General features: G+C 72.4%; 8 protein-coding genes. 6 read left to right on the forward strand and 2 right to left on the reverse strand.

Annotation, left to right across the window (positions count from 1 at the left end; genetic code table 11):
* Nucleotides 1–127: 127 nt before the first annotated feature.
* Both ACZ7M3_RS23465 and ACZ7M3_RS23470 read right to left on the reverse strand, forming a co-directional pair.
* A complete protein-coding gene (locus tag ACZ7M3_RS23465; protein ID WP_472065558.1) occupies nucleotides 128–1,369 on the reverse strand; it encodes a serine/threonine-protein kinase in 1,242 nt (413 codons plus the stop codon).
* 135 nt (nucleotides 1,370–1,504) lie between these two features.
* A complete protein-coding gene (locus ACZ7M3_RS23470) occupies nucleotides 1,505–3,271 on the reverse strand; it encodes a serine/threonine-protein kinase (RefSeq protein WP_472065559.1) in 1,767 nt (588 codons plus the stop codon).
* A 477-nt stretch (nucleotides 3,272–3,748) separates the two neighbouring features.
* Between ACZ7M3_RS23470 and ACZ7M3_RS23475 the strand changes: the two genes are divergently transcribed.
* From ACZ7M3_RS23475 to ACZ7M3_RS23500, 6 genes are all read left to right on the forward strand, one after another.
* Nucleotides 3,749–7,180 (forward strand): FHA domain-containing protein, encoded by a 3,432-nt coding sequence (locus ACZ7M3_RS23475; RefSeq protein WP_472065560.1) that lies wholly within the window; start codon nucleotides 3,749–3,751, stop codon nucleotides 7,178–7,180.
* A gap of 214 nt (nucleotides 7,181–7,394) precedes the next feature.
* Entirely contained in the window at nucleotides 7,395–8,828 is a 1,434-nt protein-coding gene (locus ACZ7M3_RS23480; protein WP_472065561.1) for an ABC transporter substrate-binding protein, read from the forward strand.
* Between the two features lie 7 nt (nucleotides 8,829–8,835).
* On the forward strand, nucleotides 8,836–10,176 hold the full coding sequence (locus ACZ7M3_RS23485) for a carbohydrate ABC transporter permease (RefSeq protein WP_472065562.1): 1,341 nt from the start codon (nucleotides 8,836–8,838) through the stop codon (nucleotides 10,174–10,176).
* Nucleotides 10,173–11,081, forward strand: a complete 909-nt coding sequence (locus tag ACZ7M3_RS23490) for a carbohydrate ABC transporter permease (protein ID WP_355305341.1) — start codon at nucleotides 10,173–10,175, stop codon at nucleotides 11,079–11,081. The genes ACZ7M3_RS23485 and ACZ7M3_RS23490 overlap by 4 nt, the downstream gene beginning before the upstream one ends.
* Before the next feature lie 149 nt (nucleotides 11,082–11,230).
* The gene (locus ACZ7M3_RS23495; protein WP_472065563.1) at nucleotides 11,231–13,498 is read left to right on the forward strand and encodes a bifunctional glycosyltransferase/CDP-glycerol:glycerophosphate glycerophosphotransferase; all 2,268 of its coding nucleotides are present in this window, start codon (nucleotides 11,231–11,233) and stop codon (nucleotides 13,496–13,498) included.
* 163 nt (nucleotides 13,499–13,661) lie between these two features.
* Nucleotides 13,662–15,899, forward strand: a complete 2,238-nt coding sequence (locus ACZ7M3_RS23500) for a bifunctional glycosyltransferase/CDP-glycerol:glycerophosphate glycerophosphotransferase (RefSeq protein WP_472065564.1) — start codon at nucleotides 13,662–13,664, stop codon at nucleotides 15,897–15,899.
* The last annotated feature ends 1 nt before the right edge of the window (nucleotide 15,900 follow it).

Genomic DNA, 15,900 nt, shown 5'->3' on the forward strand with positions numbered 1-15,900 from the left:
CCACCAGCCAGCGGGCCAGGGGCGAAGCCCCGGCCCTTCAGGGGCGCGGGGAACTGCGCGCTCAACCCCCACCGGCCCGCAGCCGAGCACCCCGGGGTCCGGGGCGGAGCCCCGGGTCGGAGCGGGGTCAGGGGGACGCGGGGGCCGAGTTCTTCGTGTCGTGCGGCGTCGCCCCCGCGTCGTCACCCGACGTGGCCAGCCACGTACCGACCCCCACCGCGGCGACAAGAACCGCCCCCGCCACCCCCAACGTGATCCGACGCCGCCGCGCCGACGCCCGGTGCCGGGCCGACCCCGGCCGAGGCGCCCCCGCCGCCCGCGGCACCCGAGCCGTCCCGCGCGCCCCACCCGCCAGCTCGTCCGGCCCCGGCACCCTCATCGAGGTGTGCGTATCCCGGTTGGAGTCCGGCGCAGCCCCCGGTACCAACGGCACCGCCCCCCGCCGCACCCGCGAGGCCTGCGCCGTCGGCTCCGCCGTCTCGCCCCCTTCGGGGACGTCCTCCGCCGACTCCCCGTCCGGTTCGTCGACGTCCAGCGGCGGCATCCCCGCCAGCAGCGGCAGCTGCTCCCGCAACCGCGCTCCGAGCTCGGAGGCCCGCAACCGCGACGCCGGTGCCTTGGCCAGGCACTGCACGATCAGCTGCCACAGCTCCTCGGGGATACCGGGAAGGGGTACGACGGTCTCCGTCACGTGCCGCCGCAGCACCGCCCCGGGATGCCCGCCCCCGAAGGGCGTGAACCCGGCAAGGAGCTCATACAGGACCGTCGCCAGGGCGTAGATGTCGACGGCGGCCCGCGGCGGCAGCCCTTCGATGATCTCGGGCGCGAGATAGTCCGGCGTCCCGATGATCTTCGTGGCCCGCGTCCGCCGCGGCGAGTCGATGAGTTTGGCCACACCGAAGTCCGTGAGCAGCGCGGGGTGCGAGCCACCCGGGCCCAGCGGACCCTGCATGTCCAGCAGCACGTTCTCCGGCTTCACGTCCCGGTGCACGACCCCGGCCGCGTGCGCCGCCGCCAGCCCGTCCGCGACGTCGGCCACGATCGCGACCGCGGCCTCGGGCGCCAGCCGCCGTTCCCGGTCGAGCCGGGTGCGCAGATCCGTGCCCCGTACGAGGTCCATGACGAGCGCGAGGTCATTGCCGTCCACGACGAGGTCCCGTACCGCCACGACATGCGGGTGATCGAGCCCGAGCAGAGCCGTGCGCTCCTGTACGAAGCGGCCCACCAGCTCCTGGTCGGACGCGAGGTCCTCGCGCAGCAGCTTGATGGCGACGGGCCCCTCAGGTCCCTCGCCGAGCCACACCGTGCCGGCGCTGCCCCGCCCCAGAATCTGGTGGGCGGTGTACCGGCTGCCGATCTTCCGTGCCAAGGCTGCTCCTACTGACGCGTGTTGCCGCTAAAAGTACGCGTCCGAAGAGCCAACCTTCACTCCGGAGACGGAAATCACCCGTCAGATGTCGACAAATCCCCAGAGTCGCATGGGAGCTAACGGGAACTATGGGAACTAGTTGGTGGAAGAGTCGCCGGAAGAGCCTCCGCCGAGATCCCCGATCCAGTTCGTCACGGACTTGAACCCGTCGTGCAGCTCGTCCCAGAAGCTCTGGGTGGTCCCGATCCAGCCCTGCAGGGGACTGAACTCCCAGATCAGCCACGCGGCCACGAACAGGATGACGATCGTGAACAGGCAGCCCTTGAGGCAGCCGAGTCCCGGGATCTTCATCGGGTTGGCACTGCGCTGCCGCGGTTCGCGCGACTGCCGGGGCGCCGGTGCCTCGGGCTGCTGCGGCGGGGGCGCGTACCGCTGCGGCTGCTGCTGGGGCGCGGGGGCGTACCCCTGCGGCTGCTGCTGCCGCTGACGGCGCTGCGGCTGCTGCTGGGGCTGCTGCTGAGGCGCGTACTGCTGCGGCTGTTGCTGCTGCTGATACCCGTATCCGGGCGGCGGCTGCTGTCCCTGCGGCGGGCGCTGCTGTTGCTGGGGCCGCGCGACCTGCCGCTGCGGACGGCGGCGCAGCGGATCCTGGTCGGGGTCGAGGTACTGGACCTGGGTCTGCTCGTTGCGGTCCCGGGCCGCGCGCAGCTGGTTCTGCCAGGGGTGCGGGTCCTCGCCCTGTCCCGGCTGCCCGGGCTGTCCCGGCTGCCCGCCCGGCTGGTGCGGGGGCACCGGCGGCATGACGGCGGTCGGGTCGGCGGCGCCGCGGTGCGGCAGTACGGCGGTGGGGTCGGCGGCGCCGGGCATGCCGGGGACGCCGGTGTGCGGCAGGACGCTGGTCGCGCCGTTCGGGTCGTAGGCCCCCGGGGCGCTGTGACGCAGCACCTGCGTGGGGTCGGCCGCGCCGGGCACGCCCGGCACCGCGGCCGGCGCCGGGTCGGGGGCGAGCAGCGCGCCCACGCCCTCCGCGGCGGCGATCTGCGCGGAGTTGGCGTGCACACCGATGCCCTGGGCGACGGTGCGCAGCCCGCGGGCGAGGTTCTCGGCGCTGGGCCGCTCGTCCGGGTTCTTGCGCAGGCATCGCTCTATGACGGTCCACAGGGGGTCCGGGACCGTGGAGGGGCGGCGCGGCTCGGCGCTCAGGTGCTGGTGCAGCACTTCGAGGGCGGACTCGCCGGCGAACGGGGGACGCCCGGTGACCAGCTCGTACAGCAGGATGCCCGCGCCGTAGATGTCGACGGCGGACGTCTGCGGGCGTCCTTCGGCGGACTCCGGCGCGACATACGCGGGTGTACCGACGAACTCGTGGGTCCGGGTGAGGCCCGGGGAGTCGGCGAGCCGGGCGATGCCGAAGTCGGTGAGCATCGGGTGCATCTGGCCGCCGTCCTGCTTGAGCAGGACGTTCGCGGGCTTCAGGTCGCGGTGCACGACGCCGTCGGCGTGGCTGGCGGCGAGCGCGTCGGCGACCTGGGCGGTGAGGAGGGCGGCGGCGACGGGCGAGAACGGGCCGTTCTCGCGCAGATAGCGGTGCAGGTCGGGGCCGTCGACCAGGTCCATGACCAGGGCGAGCAGGTCGCCCTCGACGACGAGGTCCCTTACCCGCACGATGTTCGGGTGGGTCAGGCGCAGCAGGACGGAGCGCTCCCGGAGGAACCGCATCACGATGTCCGCGTCGTTGGCGAGCTCTTCCTTGAGGACCTTGATCGCCACGGTCTCGCCGGGCTGCCCGGCGACGGCCGCCTCGGCGCCCGCGGTCTCCCGCTGGCGGGCTCGCCAGACAGTGCCTGTGGCGCCGCGCCCAAGCGGCTCCTCAAGGAGGTACTTGCTCCCTACCGGCCGCACGTCATGCGCTCCCTGTTGCTTGCTTGCCCGGTCCGTCCGCCGTCGTCAACATGCTGAGGCGGTTTCCGCACCACTGTAGTGCCGAGACAGATGGCACCGGACTGTCGTCTTCCTGTGCTTCCCACTGCTTCCCATGAGCGCCTGTGCTTCGCATAAGCGCTTACGTACGCGTTCCTGCACATGTTCGATGGAAAGACGCTCGCATTCGGCGGTTGGTTGCCGATCGGCGCCCGCGGGGGCGACGTGACCGATCTCAAGCGGGCACCGGTCGGGCACTGGTCAGGCACTTTTGCGGGCAGAGCCGACCAATCAAGATCACTTGCCGGTGGGTGGCGGGCGTGTTGTCAGTGACAGGTGCGAGGATGCCTTCAGTACTGGCCGACGTGCCCGTGTGCGGTGGGGGAATCTGCGGTGGGGGACCGCGGCACAGCCTCGCCCTCCTCGCGGGCGCCTGCGCGGAAGGGACCGCTGGCGGCGATGCAGATCCGGCTGACCGTCGTAGACCCGCTGGGCTCGCCCTCGGAGCCGCGGGGGCGAGCCGCGGCCTGCGATGTGCTGGTCACCGCTCCCGCCGGGACGGCGTTGGCAGCGGTGGCGGCGGGTCTGGCCTCGGCGGTAGGCGGTGAGGGCGCGGGCCAGCACGACCGCGGCCGAGAGCTCGGCGGGGGTCCCGTCGTGCTGTATGCGGGCGCCGAGCGCCTCGACGGCCAGCGCTGCACGCTGGGCGAGCCGCCCCTGACGGACGGCGCCGTGCTGTCCCTGGGATGCCCCGCCGAGCCCGGTCCTGACGTGGACGGGGTCGCGGCCCGGCTCCATGTCGTCGCGGGCCCCGACGCGGGCGGCGTGCACCTGCTGCACGGTGGCCGGATCGACATCGGCCGCTCCGCCGACGCGGACGTCCCGCTGGACGATCCCGACGTCTCCCGCCTGCACTGCGCGGTCACCGTCACCCCCGAGGGCCGCGTCTCGGTCGCCGACCTGGGCTCGACGAACGGCACGACGCTGGACGGCACCCAGGTCGGCACCCGTCCGGTCCGCTTCGGGCAGGGCGCGCTGCTGCGCGTCGGCGAGTCCGCCCTGCGACTGGCTCCGCCCGGTGGCGCGGATCCGGTGAGCACGACGCCCGACGGGGAGGGCCACGTCAGGGTCACCACCCTCACCGGTACGGCCACCCGCCCGGAGCCGCCCACCGGCCCCGGCCCCTCGTCGTCCTCCGCCGCCCCCACCGGTCCCGCTGCCCCCGCCGGTCCTTCCGCTCCTGTCGTGCCCCACGCGCGCGTGGGGGGCGCCTCCGGTGCCGGCGCGCTGCCCGTGCCGCCCGTCGGTGACACACATCACGGCTTCGGATCGGCGGAGTGGGGAGCCGCGGGCGGCGTCCCCGGAGCACAGGAGCACGGCCCGGTCGTGCCCGAGCAGGGCCGGGCCCCCCGGATCGAGAGCAGGCCCGCGCGGCCGTCCGGCCCCGACGCGTCGGGGGGCGGAGCCACGTCCCGGGCCGCGGCCGGTCCGGAGCCGGGCACCCGCAAGGGCACGCCCACGCGGGGCACGGACGTACCCCCGGGGGTGCGCAAGCGGAGCGGGCTCGGCGCGTGGGCGCGTCGGCTGACCGGCGGCCGGGGCGAGCTGCCGGGCACCGGACCGGGAGATCCGTACGACACGGACGGGGATCACGAGGCGGCGGAGTTCCTGACGGCGGCCTCCCTGCCCACGCAGGCCCCGGAGAGCTGGCCCGATCCCGCGACACTGCTGCTCACCGCGCTGGGTCCGGGACCGCGACTGTGGGAGCGCGGCCCGGGCCACTCGGAGACGCTGACGGTGCGGCTGGGCACGGCGGACCGGGCGGCCCCCGACGGTTCGGGACTGGTGCCCGCGGTGCCGGTGACCGCGGGCCTGCGGGAGGTCGGCTCGCTGGGCCTGGCGGGACCGCGGGCGCGGCTGGCCGGGCTGGCCCGCTCGGTGGTCGCCCAGCTCGCCGCGCTGCACTCCCCCGACGCCCTCGACATCGTCCTGATCAGCGCGGACCGCTCCCGCCCTGTGGAGGTGCGCACCGCCGAGTGGTCCTGGCTCGGCTGGCTCCCGCATCTGCGCCCCACCCACGGCCAGGACTGCCGTCTCCTCCTCGCCTACGACCGTGAACAGGCGACGGCCCGCACGGACGAGCTCCTGCGCCGCCTGGAGGACCAGCTGACGGAAACGGGCGGCGCCCGGGGCGCGTACGACAAGGCCGATCGCGTCCCCGTGGACGCGCGGGGCGGCGCACGACGCCCGTCCTGGGCCCGCGACGAGGACCCGACGGGCGCCGACCGGGACTTCGAGGGGCCGTTCACCGTGCTCGTCGTGGACGGGGACCCCGGAGGCGCCGACGTACGGGAGGCGGTGCTGCGGCTGACGCACGAGGGCGCGCGGGCGGGCATACACGTGGTGTGTCTGGCCGAGACCGTGTCGGCGTCGCCCGCGTCCCCGGTGACGGAGACGTACGAGGCGGCCTGCGAGGCGTCACCGGCGTTCCGGGAGTGCGGGGCGGTCGCGCTGCTCAGCGGGGATGTGGCGACGGCGCTGCGGCTGATGCGGGTGGGATCCGACGGGCCCGTGGGGCACGGCACGGTCGCCGCGGTGGACGCGGTGTCACTGGCCTGGGCGGAGCGTTTCGCACGCGCACTCGCCCCCCTCCGTACGGACGGGGCGCACGCCGACCGCCACGCGCGCGTCTCCGCGCCGCTCCCGCAAGCGGCTCGCCTGCTGGACGAGTTGGGACTGGCCCGAGCCACCCCGGCGTCACTCATGGCGCGTTGGGCGGACGCGGCGGACGACACGGAGGCGCTCGGCGGCCGCGGCCGGGCCGTCCTCGGCGCCGGCCCGCGCGGCCCGGTCGCCGTGGACCTCCCCGCCGAGGGCCCGCACCTGCTGATCGAGGGCCCGCCCGGCAGCGGTCGTACGGAGCTGCTGCGCGCGATCGCCGCGTCCCTGGCCGCCGCGGAGCGCCCCGACCGGCTCGGGATCGTGCTGATGGACGGGCGGGACAGCACCGGGGGCCACGGCGCCGGCCAAGGAGCGGAGGGGCTGCGGGTCTGTACGGACCTGCCCCACGTCACCACCCACCTCACCGCCAACGACCCCGTACGGATGCGGGAGTTCGCCCAGGCACTCAGCGCCGAGCTGAAGCGGCGGGCCGAGCTCCTGGGCCGGCTCGGCTTCGCGGAGTGGCACACGCGCGGCGAGGTGTCGGGCCGGATGGTCGCCCAGCGCACCCCCAAACCCGCCCCGGGAGCGAAGCCCGGCTCCACCTCCCCCTCCGCCTCCCCCTCCACCTCCGGTGCCGCGGATCTCGACGCGCCCCCCAGTTCCACCCTGCGGCTGCGCCCGGCGGCTGCCCGCGAACGGACGGCTCCGGGCCCCCCGTTGGCCCGTCTCTTCGTCATCATCGACGATCTGGACGCGCTGCTCTCCCCCGCGCTGGGCTCCCCGGGACGACCGGCGGCCGGTTCGGTCGTACGGGCTCTGGAGGCCGTCGCCCGCGAGGGTGACCGCCTCGGTGTGCACCTTGTGGCGGCCGCCGCGGACGACGGCCGCACGGCGACCACCGAACTGGGTCGCGCCGCCTCGCTCCGTATCTCCCTCGACCCGGTGTCCCCCGGCGCGGACGAACCCGCCCCCGGCCGGGGCCGCCTGTCCACTCCCGACGGTCGCCTCACGCCCTTCCAGGCCGGCCGGGTCACGGGCCGCATCCCCCGCACGGCCACTCTCCGCCCCACGGTCGTCCCGCTCGAATGGCACCGCATGGGCGACCCCCCGGCCCGCCGCCCGGTCCGCGAACTCGGCAACGGCCCCACGGACCTGGCCCTGCTGGCCAGCGCGCTGGAGCGGGCGGCGAGGTCGGTGGCGGCGGTGGAGATACCGTCGTTGCTGTAGGTCTTCGGCTGTAGGTCTTCGACGGCCGTACGCGACACTCGGCCCTCATGCACACAGAGTCCGCACCGCCTTCGCACAGCCGCCGACGTCACGACCCAATCACGATCACCCACTTGACAGCGCAGGCGCTCTTGCCGCCCTCGATGCCCCGGGCGTAGACCAGAGCGCACGGGACAGCGCCGGACGTTCGACGAAGAACGAGAACGGGGCAGTGATGCACAGAGCTCTTCGTACACACAAGTCGCCCAACCACTCGACGCACAGGTCACGCAGAGCCGCACACCACCGCAGATCGCCCAGGGCCGCACAGGCCGCCGCAGCCGCCGTCGCCGTCGCGCTCGCCCTCACCGCGTGTGGCGGTGGCAGCAAGGACAAGAAGGAAAACGGCGGTACGAGCAGTGCCAGCGCGAGCGGCGACACCGTCACCCTCCCCAAGCTCGACGGCGAGAGCCTCGAAGTCGCCGCCGTCTGGACCGGCGAGGAGCAGAAGAACTTCAAGACGGTCCTCGCGGAGTTCGAGAAGCGCACCGGCGCGAAGGTGACCTTCGTGGCGGCCCAGGACCCGATCATCAACTTCCTCGGTTCGAAGATCGCGGGCGGCCAGCCGCCGGACGTCGCGCTGCTCCCGCAGCCCGGCGCCATCAAACAGGCCGTCGACAAGAAGTGGGCCAAGCCCCTCGGCCCCGAGGCCCTGGCCGAACTCGCCAAGAACTACTCACAGGGCTGGCAGGACATCGGCAAGGTGGGCGGCAAGCAGTACGGCGTGTATTACAAGGCCGCCAACAAGTCGCTGATCTGGTACAACGCCAAGGTCTTCGAGAACGCGGGCGCGAAGGAGCCGCAGACCTGGCAGGACCTGCTGACGACCGCGCAGACGGTCTACGACTCCGGTGTCACCCCGTTCTCCGTCGGCGGCGCCGACGGCTGGACCCTCACCGACTGGTTCGAGAACGTGTATCTCTCCCAGGCGGGCCCGGAGAAGTACGACCAGCTGAGCCAGCACAAGATCAAGTGGACGGATCCGTCCGTCAAGCAGGCCCTCACCACCCTCGCCGGGATCTGGGGCAAGAAGAACTACATCGCGGGCGGCGCGAACGGCGCCCTGCAGACGGAGTTCCCGAACTCCGTCACCCAGACCTTCACCGGCGGCGACCAGCCCAAGGCGGGCATGGTCTTCGAGGGCGACTTCGCACAGGTCAACATCGGCGAGACCAAGGCCAAGGTGGGCACGGACGCGAAGGTGTTCCCGTTCCCGGCCGTGGGCAGCGCGGCGCCCGTGGTCTCCGGCGGCGACGCGGCCGTCATCCTGAAGGACTCCAAGGCGGCGCAGGCGCTGGCCACCTTCCTGGCCTCCCCGGACGCGGCGACGATCCAGGCCAAGCTGGGCGGCTACCTCTCCCCCAACAAGAACGTGCCGAACGCGGCGTACCCGAACGCGGTGCAGCAGAAGATCGCCAAGTCCCTGATCGCGTCGGGCGACGACTTCCGCTTCGACATGTCCGACCAGGCCCCGCAGGCCTTCGGCGGCACCCCCGGCAAGGGTGAGTGGAAGGACCTCCAGGACTTCCTGAAGAACCCGACCGACGTCGCGGGCACCCAGGCGACGCTGGAGAAGGACGCGGCGGCGGCGTACGGCAGCGGAAGCTGATCCGGCGATGACGTCGGCAACGACCGGAGGAACCGCACCGGTTCCTCCGGTCCGCACACGCAAGAGCGTGACCGGCACCCGCAGGACCGTGGCGGTGCTGTTCCTGCTGCCCGCTCTCGTGCTGCTCGGCGCGCTCGTGGTCTACCCGATCGGGTACTCGCTGATCCGCAGCTTCCTCAACCAGTCCGGCGACGGTTTCGCCGGGGTCGACAACTACAAGGCGCTGTTCACCGACGACGGCATCCGTACCGCCCTCAAGAACAACGTCATCTGGGTCGTGTTCGCGCCCACCGTCGCGACCGCGCTCGGTCTCGTCTTCGCGGTCCTCACCGAACGGGTCCGCTGGGGCACGGCGTTCAAACTGGTCGTCTTCATGCCGATGGCGATCTCGATGCTCGCCGCGGGGATCATCTTCCGGCTGGTGTACGACCAGGACCCGCACAAGGGGGTCGCGAACGCGGTCTGGGTGGGGGTGCACGACACCTTCGCCGAGTCGTCGGCGTTCCCGAACGCCCACCCGGGACGGCAGTCGGCGCTCCGGCCGGAGAAGGGCGGCTTCCTCACCCAACAGGCCGTGCACGCCGGTCAGTCCGTCTCCCTTCCCCTCGTCGGCGTCGCCCCCGACAAGATGCCGGGCGGCGCGAAGAAGGCCGTGCAGGCACCGTCCGAGCCCGGCAAGGTCACCGGCACCGCCTGGCAGGACTTCACCCGGGGCAAGGGCGTCGGCAGGCTCGGCCAGGTCGACCCGGGCGAACTCGGCTACCCGGGCATGAAGATCGAGGCGGTGAAGGACGGCAAGGTCGTCGATTCGGCGAAGGTGCAGGGCGACGGCACCTTCACGCTCTCCGACAAGGCCGACGGGGCTCGACTCCGGCTCCCGGCGAGCAACTTCCGTGAGCCGTACAACGGCGTCGACTGGCTCGGCCCGTCGCTCGTCACCCCGGCCGTGATCGGGGCGTACGTCTGGATGTGGGCCGGCTTCGCCATGGTGCTCATCGCGGCGGGGCTCGCGGGCGTGCCGCGTGAACTCCTCGAAGCGGCACGGGTGGACGGGGCGAACGAGTGGCAGGTGTTCCGAAGAGTCACCGTGCCGCTGCTCGCGCCCGTCCTCGCCGTCGTCCTGGTCACGCTGATGATCAATGTGCTGAAGGTCTTCGACCTGGTCTTCATCATCCCGCCGGGCTCCTCCCAGGACGACGCGAACGTGCTGGCCCTGGAGCTGTACCGGAAGGGCTTCTCCGAGGACCAGCCGGGCATCGCGAGCGCGATCGCCGTGTTCCTGCTGCTGCTCGTGATCCCGGTGGTCTGGTTCAACGTGCGTCGTCTGCGGCGGGAGGTACGGCGATGACCACCCAAGCCGGCGGTCTCACGAAGACCGCGCCCGTCACCGGCGTCAAGGCCGGGCAGTCGCTCGGCTCACGGCTCGCGAGCGGTGTCAGCGGCGGGATCGTCCGGGTCTTCCTCCTCCTCGTCGGCCTGTTCTGGCTGGTACCGACGATCGGGCTGCTGCTGTCCTCGCTGCGCACACCGGAGGACATGAGCGCGTCCGGCTGGTGGAAGGTCTTCAGCGAGCCCTCCCAGCTCACCGTGGACAGTTACCAAAAGCTCCTGGAGAACGGTGACATCACCGGTTCACTGGGGAACACGGTGCTGATCACCGTCCCGGCGACCGTCCTCGTCGTCGTCATCGGCGCGCTCGCGGGCTATGCCTTCGCCTGGATGGAGTTCCCGGGCCGCGACTGGTGGTTCCTGGCGGTCGTCGGTCTGCTGGTCGTCCCCGTGCAGGTGGCGCTGATCCCGATCGCCGAACTCTTCGGCAAGATCGGCATCTTCGGCACGATCTTCGGGGTGATCCTCTTCCACGTGGGCTTCGGTCTGCCCTTCGCGGTGTTCCTGCTGCGGAACTTCTTCGCGGAGATCCCCCGGGAGCTGCTGGAGGCGGCCCGGCTCGACGGCGCGGGTGAACTGCGCCTGTTCCTCAGGGTCGTGATGCCGCTCGGCGGTCCCGCGATCGCCTCGCTCGGCATCTTCCAGTTCCTGTGGGTGTGGAACGACATGCTGGTCGCGCTGGTGTTCTCCGACGCGGGCAGCCAGCCGATCACGGTCGCCCTCCAGACCCAGGTACGCCAGTTCGGCAACAACATCGACGTGCTGGCGCCCGGCGCCTTCATCTCGATGGTCATCCCGCTGGCCGTGTTCTTCGCGTTCCAACGGCAGTTCGTGTCCGGAGTGATGGCGGGCGCGGTGAAGTAGGCGGACAAACAACCACATCAGGGGCGAGCCGGACACCGGCTCGCCCCTCGGCGTTCACCCAGAATCCCCCGTATGCCACATCTGGCGTAACCAAGTCACCCCTTCGGCCGTTGCCGGGCAGTATGCCCGCGCCGACCCATGGATGTCCCTTGCCCAGGTTCAGTGTCATCGTCCCCGCGTACAAGGTTCAGGCGTACCTGCACGAATGCCTCGAATCCGTGCTGGAGCAGTCCTATCCGGACCTCGAACTGATCGCCGTCGACGACTGCTCGCCCGACGCCTGCGGCGCGATCATCGACGAGTTCGCCGCCCGCGACTCCCGGGTCCGTCCCGTCCGCCTGCCGGGGAACGTGGGCCTCGGCCGCGCCCGCAACGCGGGTCTCGAACACGCCACCGGCGACTACCTGCTCTTCCTGGACGGCGACGACACCCTCACCCCGGACGCCCTGCACGCGATCGCCGACCGGCTGAAGGAGACCTCCGAACCGGATGTCCTGGTCTACGACTACGCGCGCACCTACTGGAACGGGGACATCGTCCGCAACCGCTTCGCGGAGCAGCTCAGCGAGCGGGGACCCGCGCCCTTCCGGCTCGACGACCGGCCGGAACTGCTCAGGGTCCTGATGGTGGTCTGGAACAAGGCGTACCGAAGGGAGTTCGTGCAGCGCGCGGGTCTCTCCTTCCCGCCCGGCTACTACGAGGACACCCCCTGGACCTACCCGGCGCTGATCTCCGCCGAGACGATCGCCACCCTCGACCGGGTCTGTGTGCACTACCGCCAGCGCCGGCAGGGCAACATCCTCGGCACCAGCAGCCGCAAGCACTTCGACATCTTCGAGCAGTACGACCGCGTCTTCGCGCATCTCGACGCGCACCCGGAGCTGGCACGCTGGCGTCCGGTCCTGTTCCGCCGCATGGTCGACCACCTCTCGACGGTGTTCTCCAAGCGGGGCCGGCTGCCGCGCGGCACCCGCGCCGAGTTCCTGCGCAAGGCCCGCACCCACTACCGCCGTTACCGCGCCCCGGGCGCCCCCGTCCGCCCCCGCACCCGTCTCCGGCACGCCCTGGTCCGGCTCGGCAACCACCGCACGTACCGCCTGCTCGGCCTGGCCACGAGTACCCACAAGAAGGCGCTGCGTGGCGTCAAGGGACTGCTGCGCAAGGTCCGCGGCGGCGCCCTCCAGTTCCACTACCGCGTCCAGCTCCGCCTGCCGCTGCGCGCCGACCGCGCCGTCTTCTCCAGCTACTGGGGGCGCGGCCACGGCTGCAACCCGGGCGCCCTGGAGTCCGCGTTCCGCGAACTCGCCCCGCACATCCGTACGGCGTGGATCGCGCACCCCGAGCACCACCACACGATCCCGGCCTCGACGCGCCGCCTGCGGCCCGGTACGACGGCGTACTGGACGGCGCTCGCCCGCTCCAAGTACCTCGTCAACAACGTCAACTTCGACCGCCGGCTGGTCAAGCGCCCCGGCCAGATCATGATCCAGACCCAGCACGGCACCCCGCTCAAGTACATGGGCCTCGACCTCCAGGACCGCCCGGCGGCCTCCCGTGACACCGACTTCGCCGAGCTGCTGCGCAACGCCGACAAGTGGGACTACTGCCTGTCGGGCAACCGCCACTCCACCCTGGTCTGGGAGCGCGTCTTCCCCGCCGCGTACACGACGCTGGAGTACGGCCTCCCCCGCAACGACGTGTTCCAGCGGGCGACCTCGACGGACGTCACCCGGCTGCGGCAGTCCCTCGGCATCCCCGAGGGCACGGTCGCCGTCCTGTACGCGCCGACCTACCGCGACTACCGCCGCACCCAGCGGCTCGCCCTCGACCTGGAGCGCGTCCTGCGCCGGCTCGGCCCCCGGTTCGTCGTCCTGACCCGCGCCCACCACTCGTACGCCGCCGCGCTGAGCAACCGCTCCGGAGCCCGGCTCATCGACGTCTCCGACCACCCGAGCATCGAGAAACTCTGCCTGGCCTCGGACGCGCTGGTCACCGACTACTCCTCCCTGATGTTCGACTACACGGTCCTGGACCGGCCGATCGTGATCCACGCGGACGACTGGGAGGCGTACCAGGCCTCCCGGGGCACCTACTTCGACCTGCGCGACTTCCCGCCGGGCGCGGTCGCGCGCAGCGAGGACGAGCTGATCGACATCTTCGCGACCGGCCACTGGCGCGGCTCCCGCTCGACCCAGCTGCGGACCGCGTTCCGCGAGCGGTTCTGCCCGTACGAGGACGGGCGCGCCGCCGAGCGGGTCGTACGCCATGTCGTGCTGGGCGAGAGCGCCGGGCGGCCGCGGGTGCTGCCGCCCGCGCAGCGCCACCCGGTCCCGTCGGCCGCCGCCGCCCGTCCCCGGACCCCCCTGGCCACCGTGCCCGCGCCCGGCGCCCCCGTCCCCGTCGCCGAGACCCTCTGAACCGGAGCAGGCATGCCCTCCAGCCCCTCCCGGCCCACACCGACGCGACCCGTCACCTGGCGCCCCGCCGGGCGGCCCGGACGCTGACGCCCAACGGCACCCCAGCAGTAGCCCGAGAAGCAACCAGAGAAGTAACCAGAGAAGTAAGCAGAGAAAGAGCAGAATGCCCCGCTTCAGCATCATCGTCCCCACCCATGGAGTCGCCGGGCGACTGGCCCTCGCACTGGACTCGGTCCTCGACCAGTCCTTCGGCGACTTCGAGCTGATCCCGGTCTGCGACGGGCCGGACTCCCCGGCGGGCGAGGTCGCCGCCGGGTACGCCGCGCGGGACTCCCGGGTCACCCCGGTCCACTCACCGCCCGCGGAGGGACTGAGCGGGGCGCGCAACACCGGGACCGGGGCGGCGAGCGGCACATATCTGCTCTTCCTCGACGGCGACGACGTCCTGGTGCCGGGCGCGCTGGCCGCCCTGGACCACGAACTCCGGAGGGAGCCCGAGGAGGCGGACGTCCTCTACTTCGGACACGAACGCGTCCACTGGTGGGACGTCGAGACCAGCACACCGCCCCTCCCGAAGGCCCCGGAGGGGGTGTTCACCCCGGACCGGGCGCCGCGGCTGACCGGGGCGGGCCTTCCGGCGTGGAGCGCGGCCTACCGCCGGGCGTTCCTGCGTGAGCGGCGCCTCGCCTTCCCCCCGGGGCACTTCACGGATCTCGGCTGGGGCGGCCTGGTGACGGTCGCCGCCGGGCGGCTGGCGGTGCTGCGGCAGGTCGTCGTACGGCATCGGCTGCGGCGGCAGGGCAGCCGCCTGAACACGCCGGGCGAGCACCAGTTCCAGCTCCTCGACCAGGTCGAGCTGGTGCTCACCCGGGCGGCCGAGGAGAAGCTGTCCGTGGAGCGGTCGCGGGCGCTGTTCGGTGACCTCTTCACGGCGGTGCTGAAGTCCGCCGCCCATCCGCAGCGGCTTCCGCTGCACCGGCGCCGGGCCTTCTTCCGGCGCGCGGGCCGGCTCTACCGGCGCCACCAACCCGCCGGGTTCCGGCCGCCGCCGGGCCGGATCGGGGTGCAGTACCGGCTCCTGGCGGCCGGGGCGTACAGCGCCTTCCGCGCGCTGCGCGGCGTCAGCCGGCGGATGGCGAGGGCGGGAATGGGGGTCCCCCCCGGTCGAGCGAAGTCGAGAGCTTGGGGGACGTTGCCGCGCCCCCGTCGGCTGAGCGCCCGCGGGCAGTACGCCGCGCAACTGCGCCTCCCCCTCGACGAGAACCTCGTCGTGTACTGCGCCTACTGGGGCCGCGGCTACGCCTGCAGCCCGGCCGCGATCCACGCCAAGGCCCTCGAACTCGCCCCGCATCTGCGCTCGGTGTTCCTGGTCGAGGCCGACGCGGCGGACCAGGTACCGGACGGTGTCGACCACGCGGTGATCGGCAGCCCGCGCGCCTGGGAAGTGCTGGCCCGCGCCAAGTACCTGGTCAACAACGCCAATTTCGCGGACGGTGTCGTCAAGCGGCCCGGCAGCGTGCATCTGCAGACCCAGCACGGCACGCCGCTGAAGACGATGGGCGTCGACCAGTCGACGTATCCGATCGTGGCCGCCGCAACCGGCAGCTTCGCCAAACTGCTGGCCCGGATGGACCGCTGGGACTACAACCTCTCCTCCAACCGGCACTCCACCCAGATGTGGGAGCGGGCCTTCCCGGGCACGTACGAGGTCCTGGAGTACGGCTATCCGCGCAACGACGTCTACTACACGGCGACCGCCGAGGACGTGGCCCGCGTCCGCGCCCGCCTGGGCGTCCCCGAGGGCAGGACCGCCCTCCTCTACGCGCCCACGCACCGCGACTACAGCACCGGCTTCGAGTCCCGGCTCGACCTGGAGGCCTTCTGCGAGGAGATCGGCGACGAGTTCGTCGTGCTGCTGCGCGCCCACTACTTCTACGACGAGGGCAGGGGCAGAAGCAGCGGCCGGATCATCGACGTGACCCGGCACCGGTCCTCGGAGGACGTCTGTCTGGCCGCCGACGCGCTGATCACGGACTACTCGTCGATCATGTTCGACTACGCCAACCTCGACCGCCCGATCGTCGTGTACGCGGACGACTGGGAGGTCTACCGGGAGACGCGGGGCGTCTACTTCGACCTGATGGAGGCACCGCCGGGCCCGGTGGTGCGCACCCCGGCGGAACTCGCGGGGGCCTTCCGTGACCGCTCCTACGCGGACGATTCCTCGCGAGCCCTGCGGACCGCGTTCCGTGAGCGCTTCTGCCAGTTCGACGACGGGCAGGCCGCCGAGCGGGTCGTGCGCAGAGTGCTGCTGGGCCGGCCGCCCGAGGCGATCCCCCCGGTGATCCCCCTCGCCGAGCGCCTTCCGGCCCCCGCCGCGTCCACCCTCGTAAGGAGCTGAC

The organism is Streptomyces sp. NPDC111656, from assembly GCF_055656965.1.

Coding starts and splice junctions, on each gene's coding strand:
- ACZ7M3_RS23480 (WP_472065561.1), top strand. CDS start 7,395: ATGCACAGAGCTCTTCGTACACACAAGTCGCCCAACCACTCGACGCAC.
- ACZ7M3_RS23490 (WP_355305341.1), top strand. CDS start 10,173: ATGACCACCCAAGCCGGCGGTCTCACGAAGACCGCGCCCGTCACCGGC.
- ACZ7M3_RS23485 (WP_472065562.1), top strand. CDS start 8,836: ATGACGTCGGCAACGACCGGAGGAACCGCACCGGTTCCTCCGGTCCGC.
- ACZ7M3_RS23500 (WP_472065564.1), top strand. CDS start 13,662: ATGCCCCGCTTCAGCATCATCGTCCCCACCCATGGAGTCGCCGGGCGA.
- ACZ7M3_RS23475 (WP_472065560.1), top strand. CDS start 3,749: ATGCAGATCCGGCTGACCGTCGTAGACCCGCTGGGCTCGCCCTCGGAG.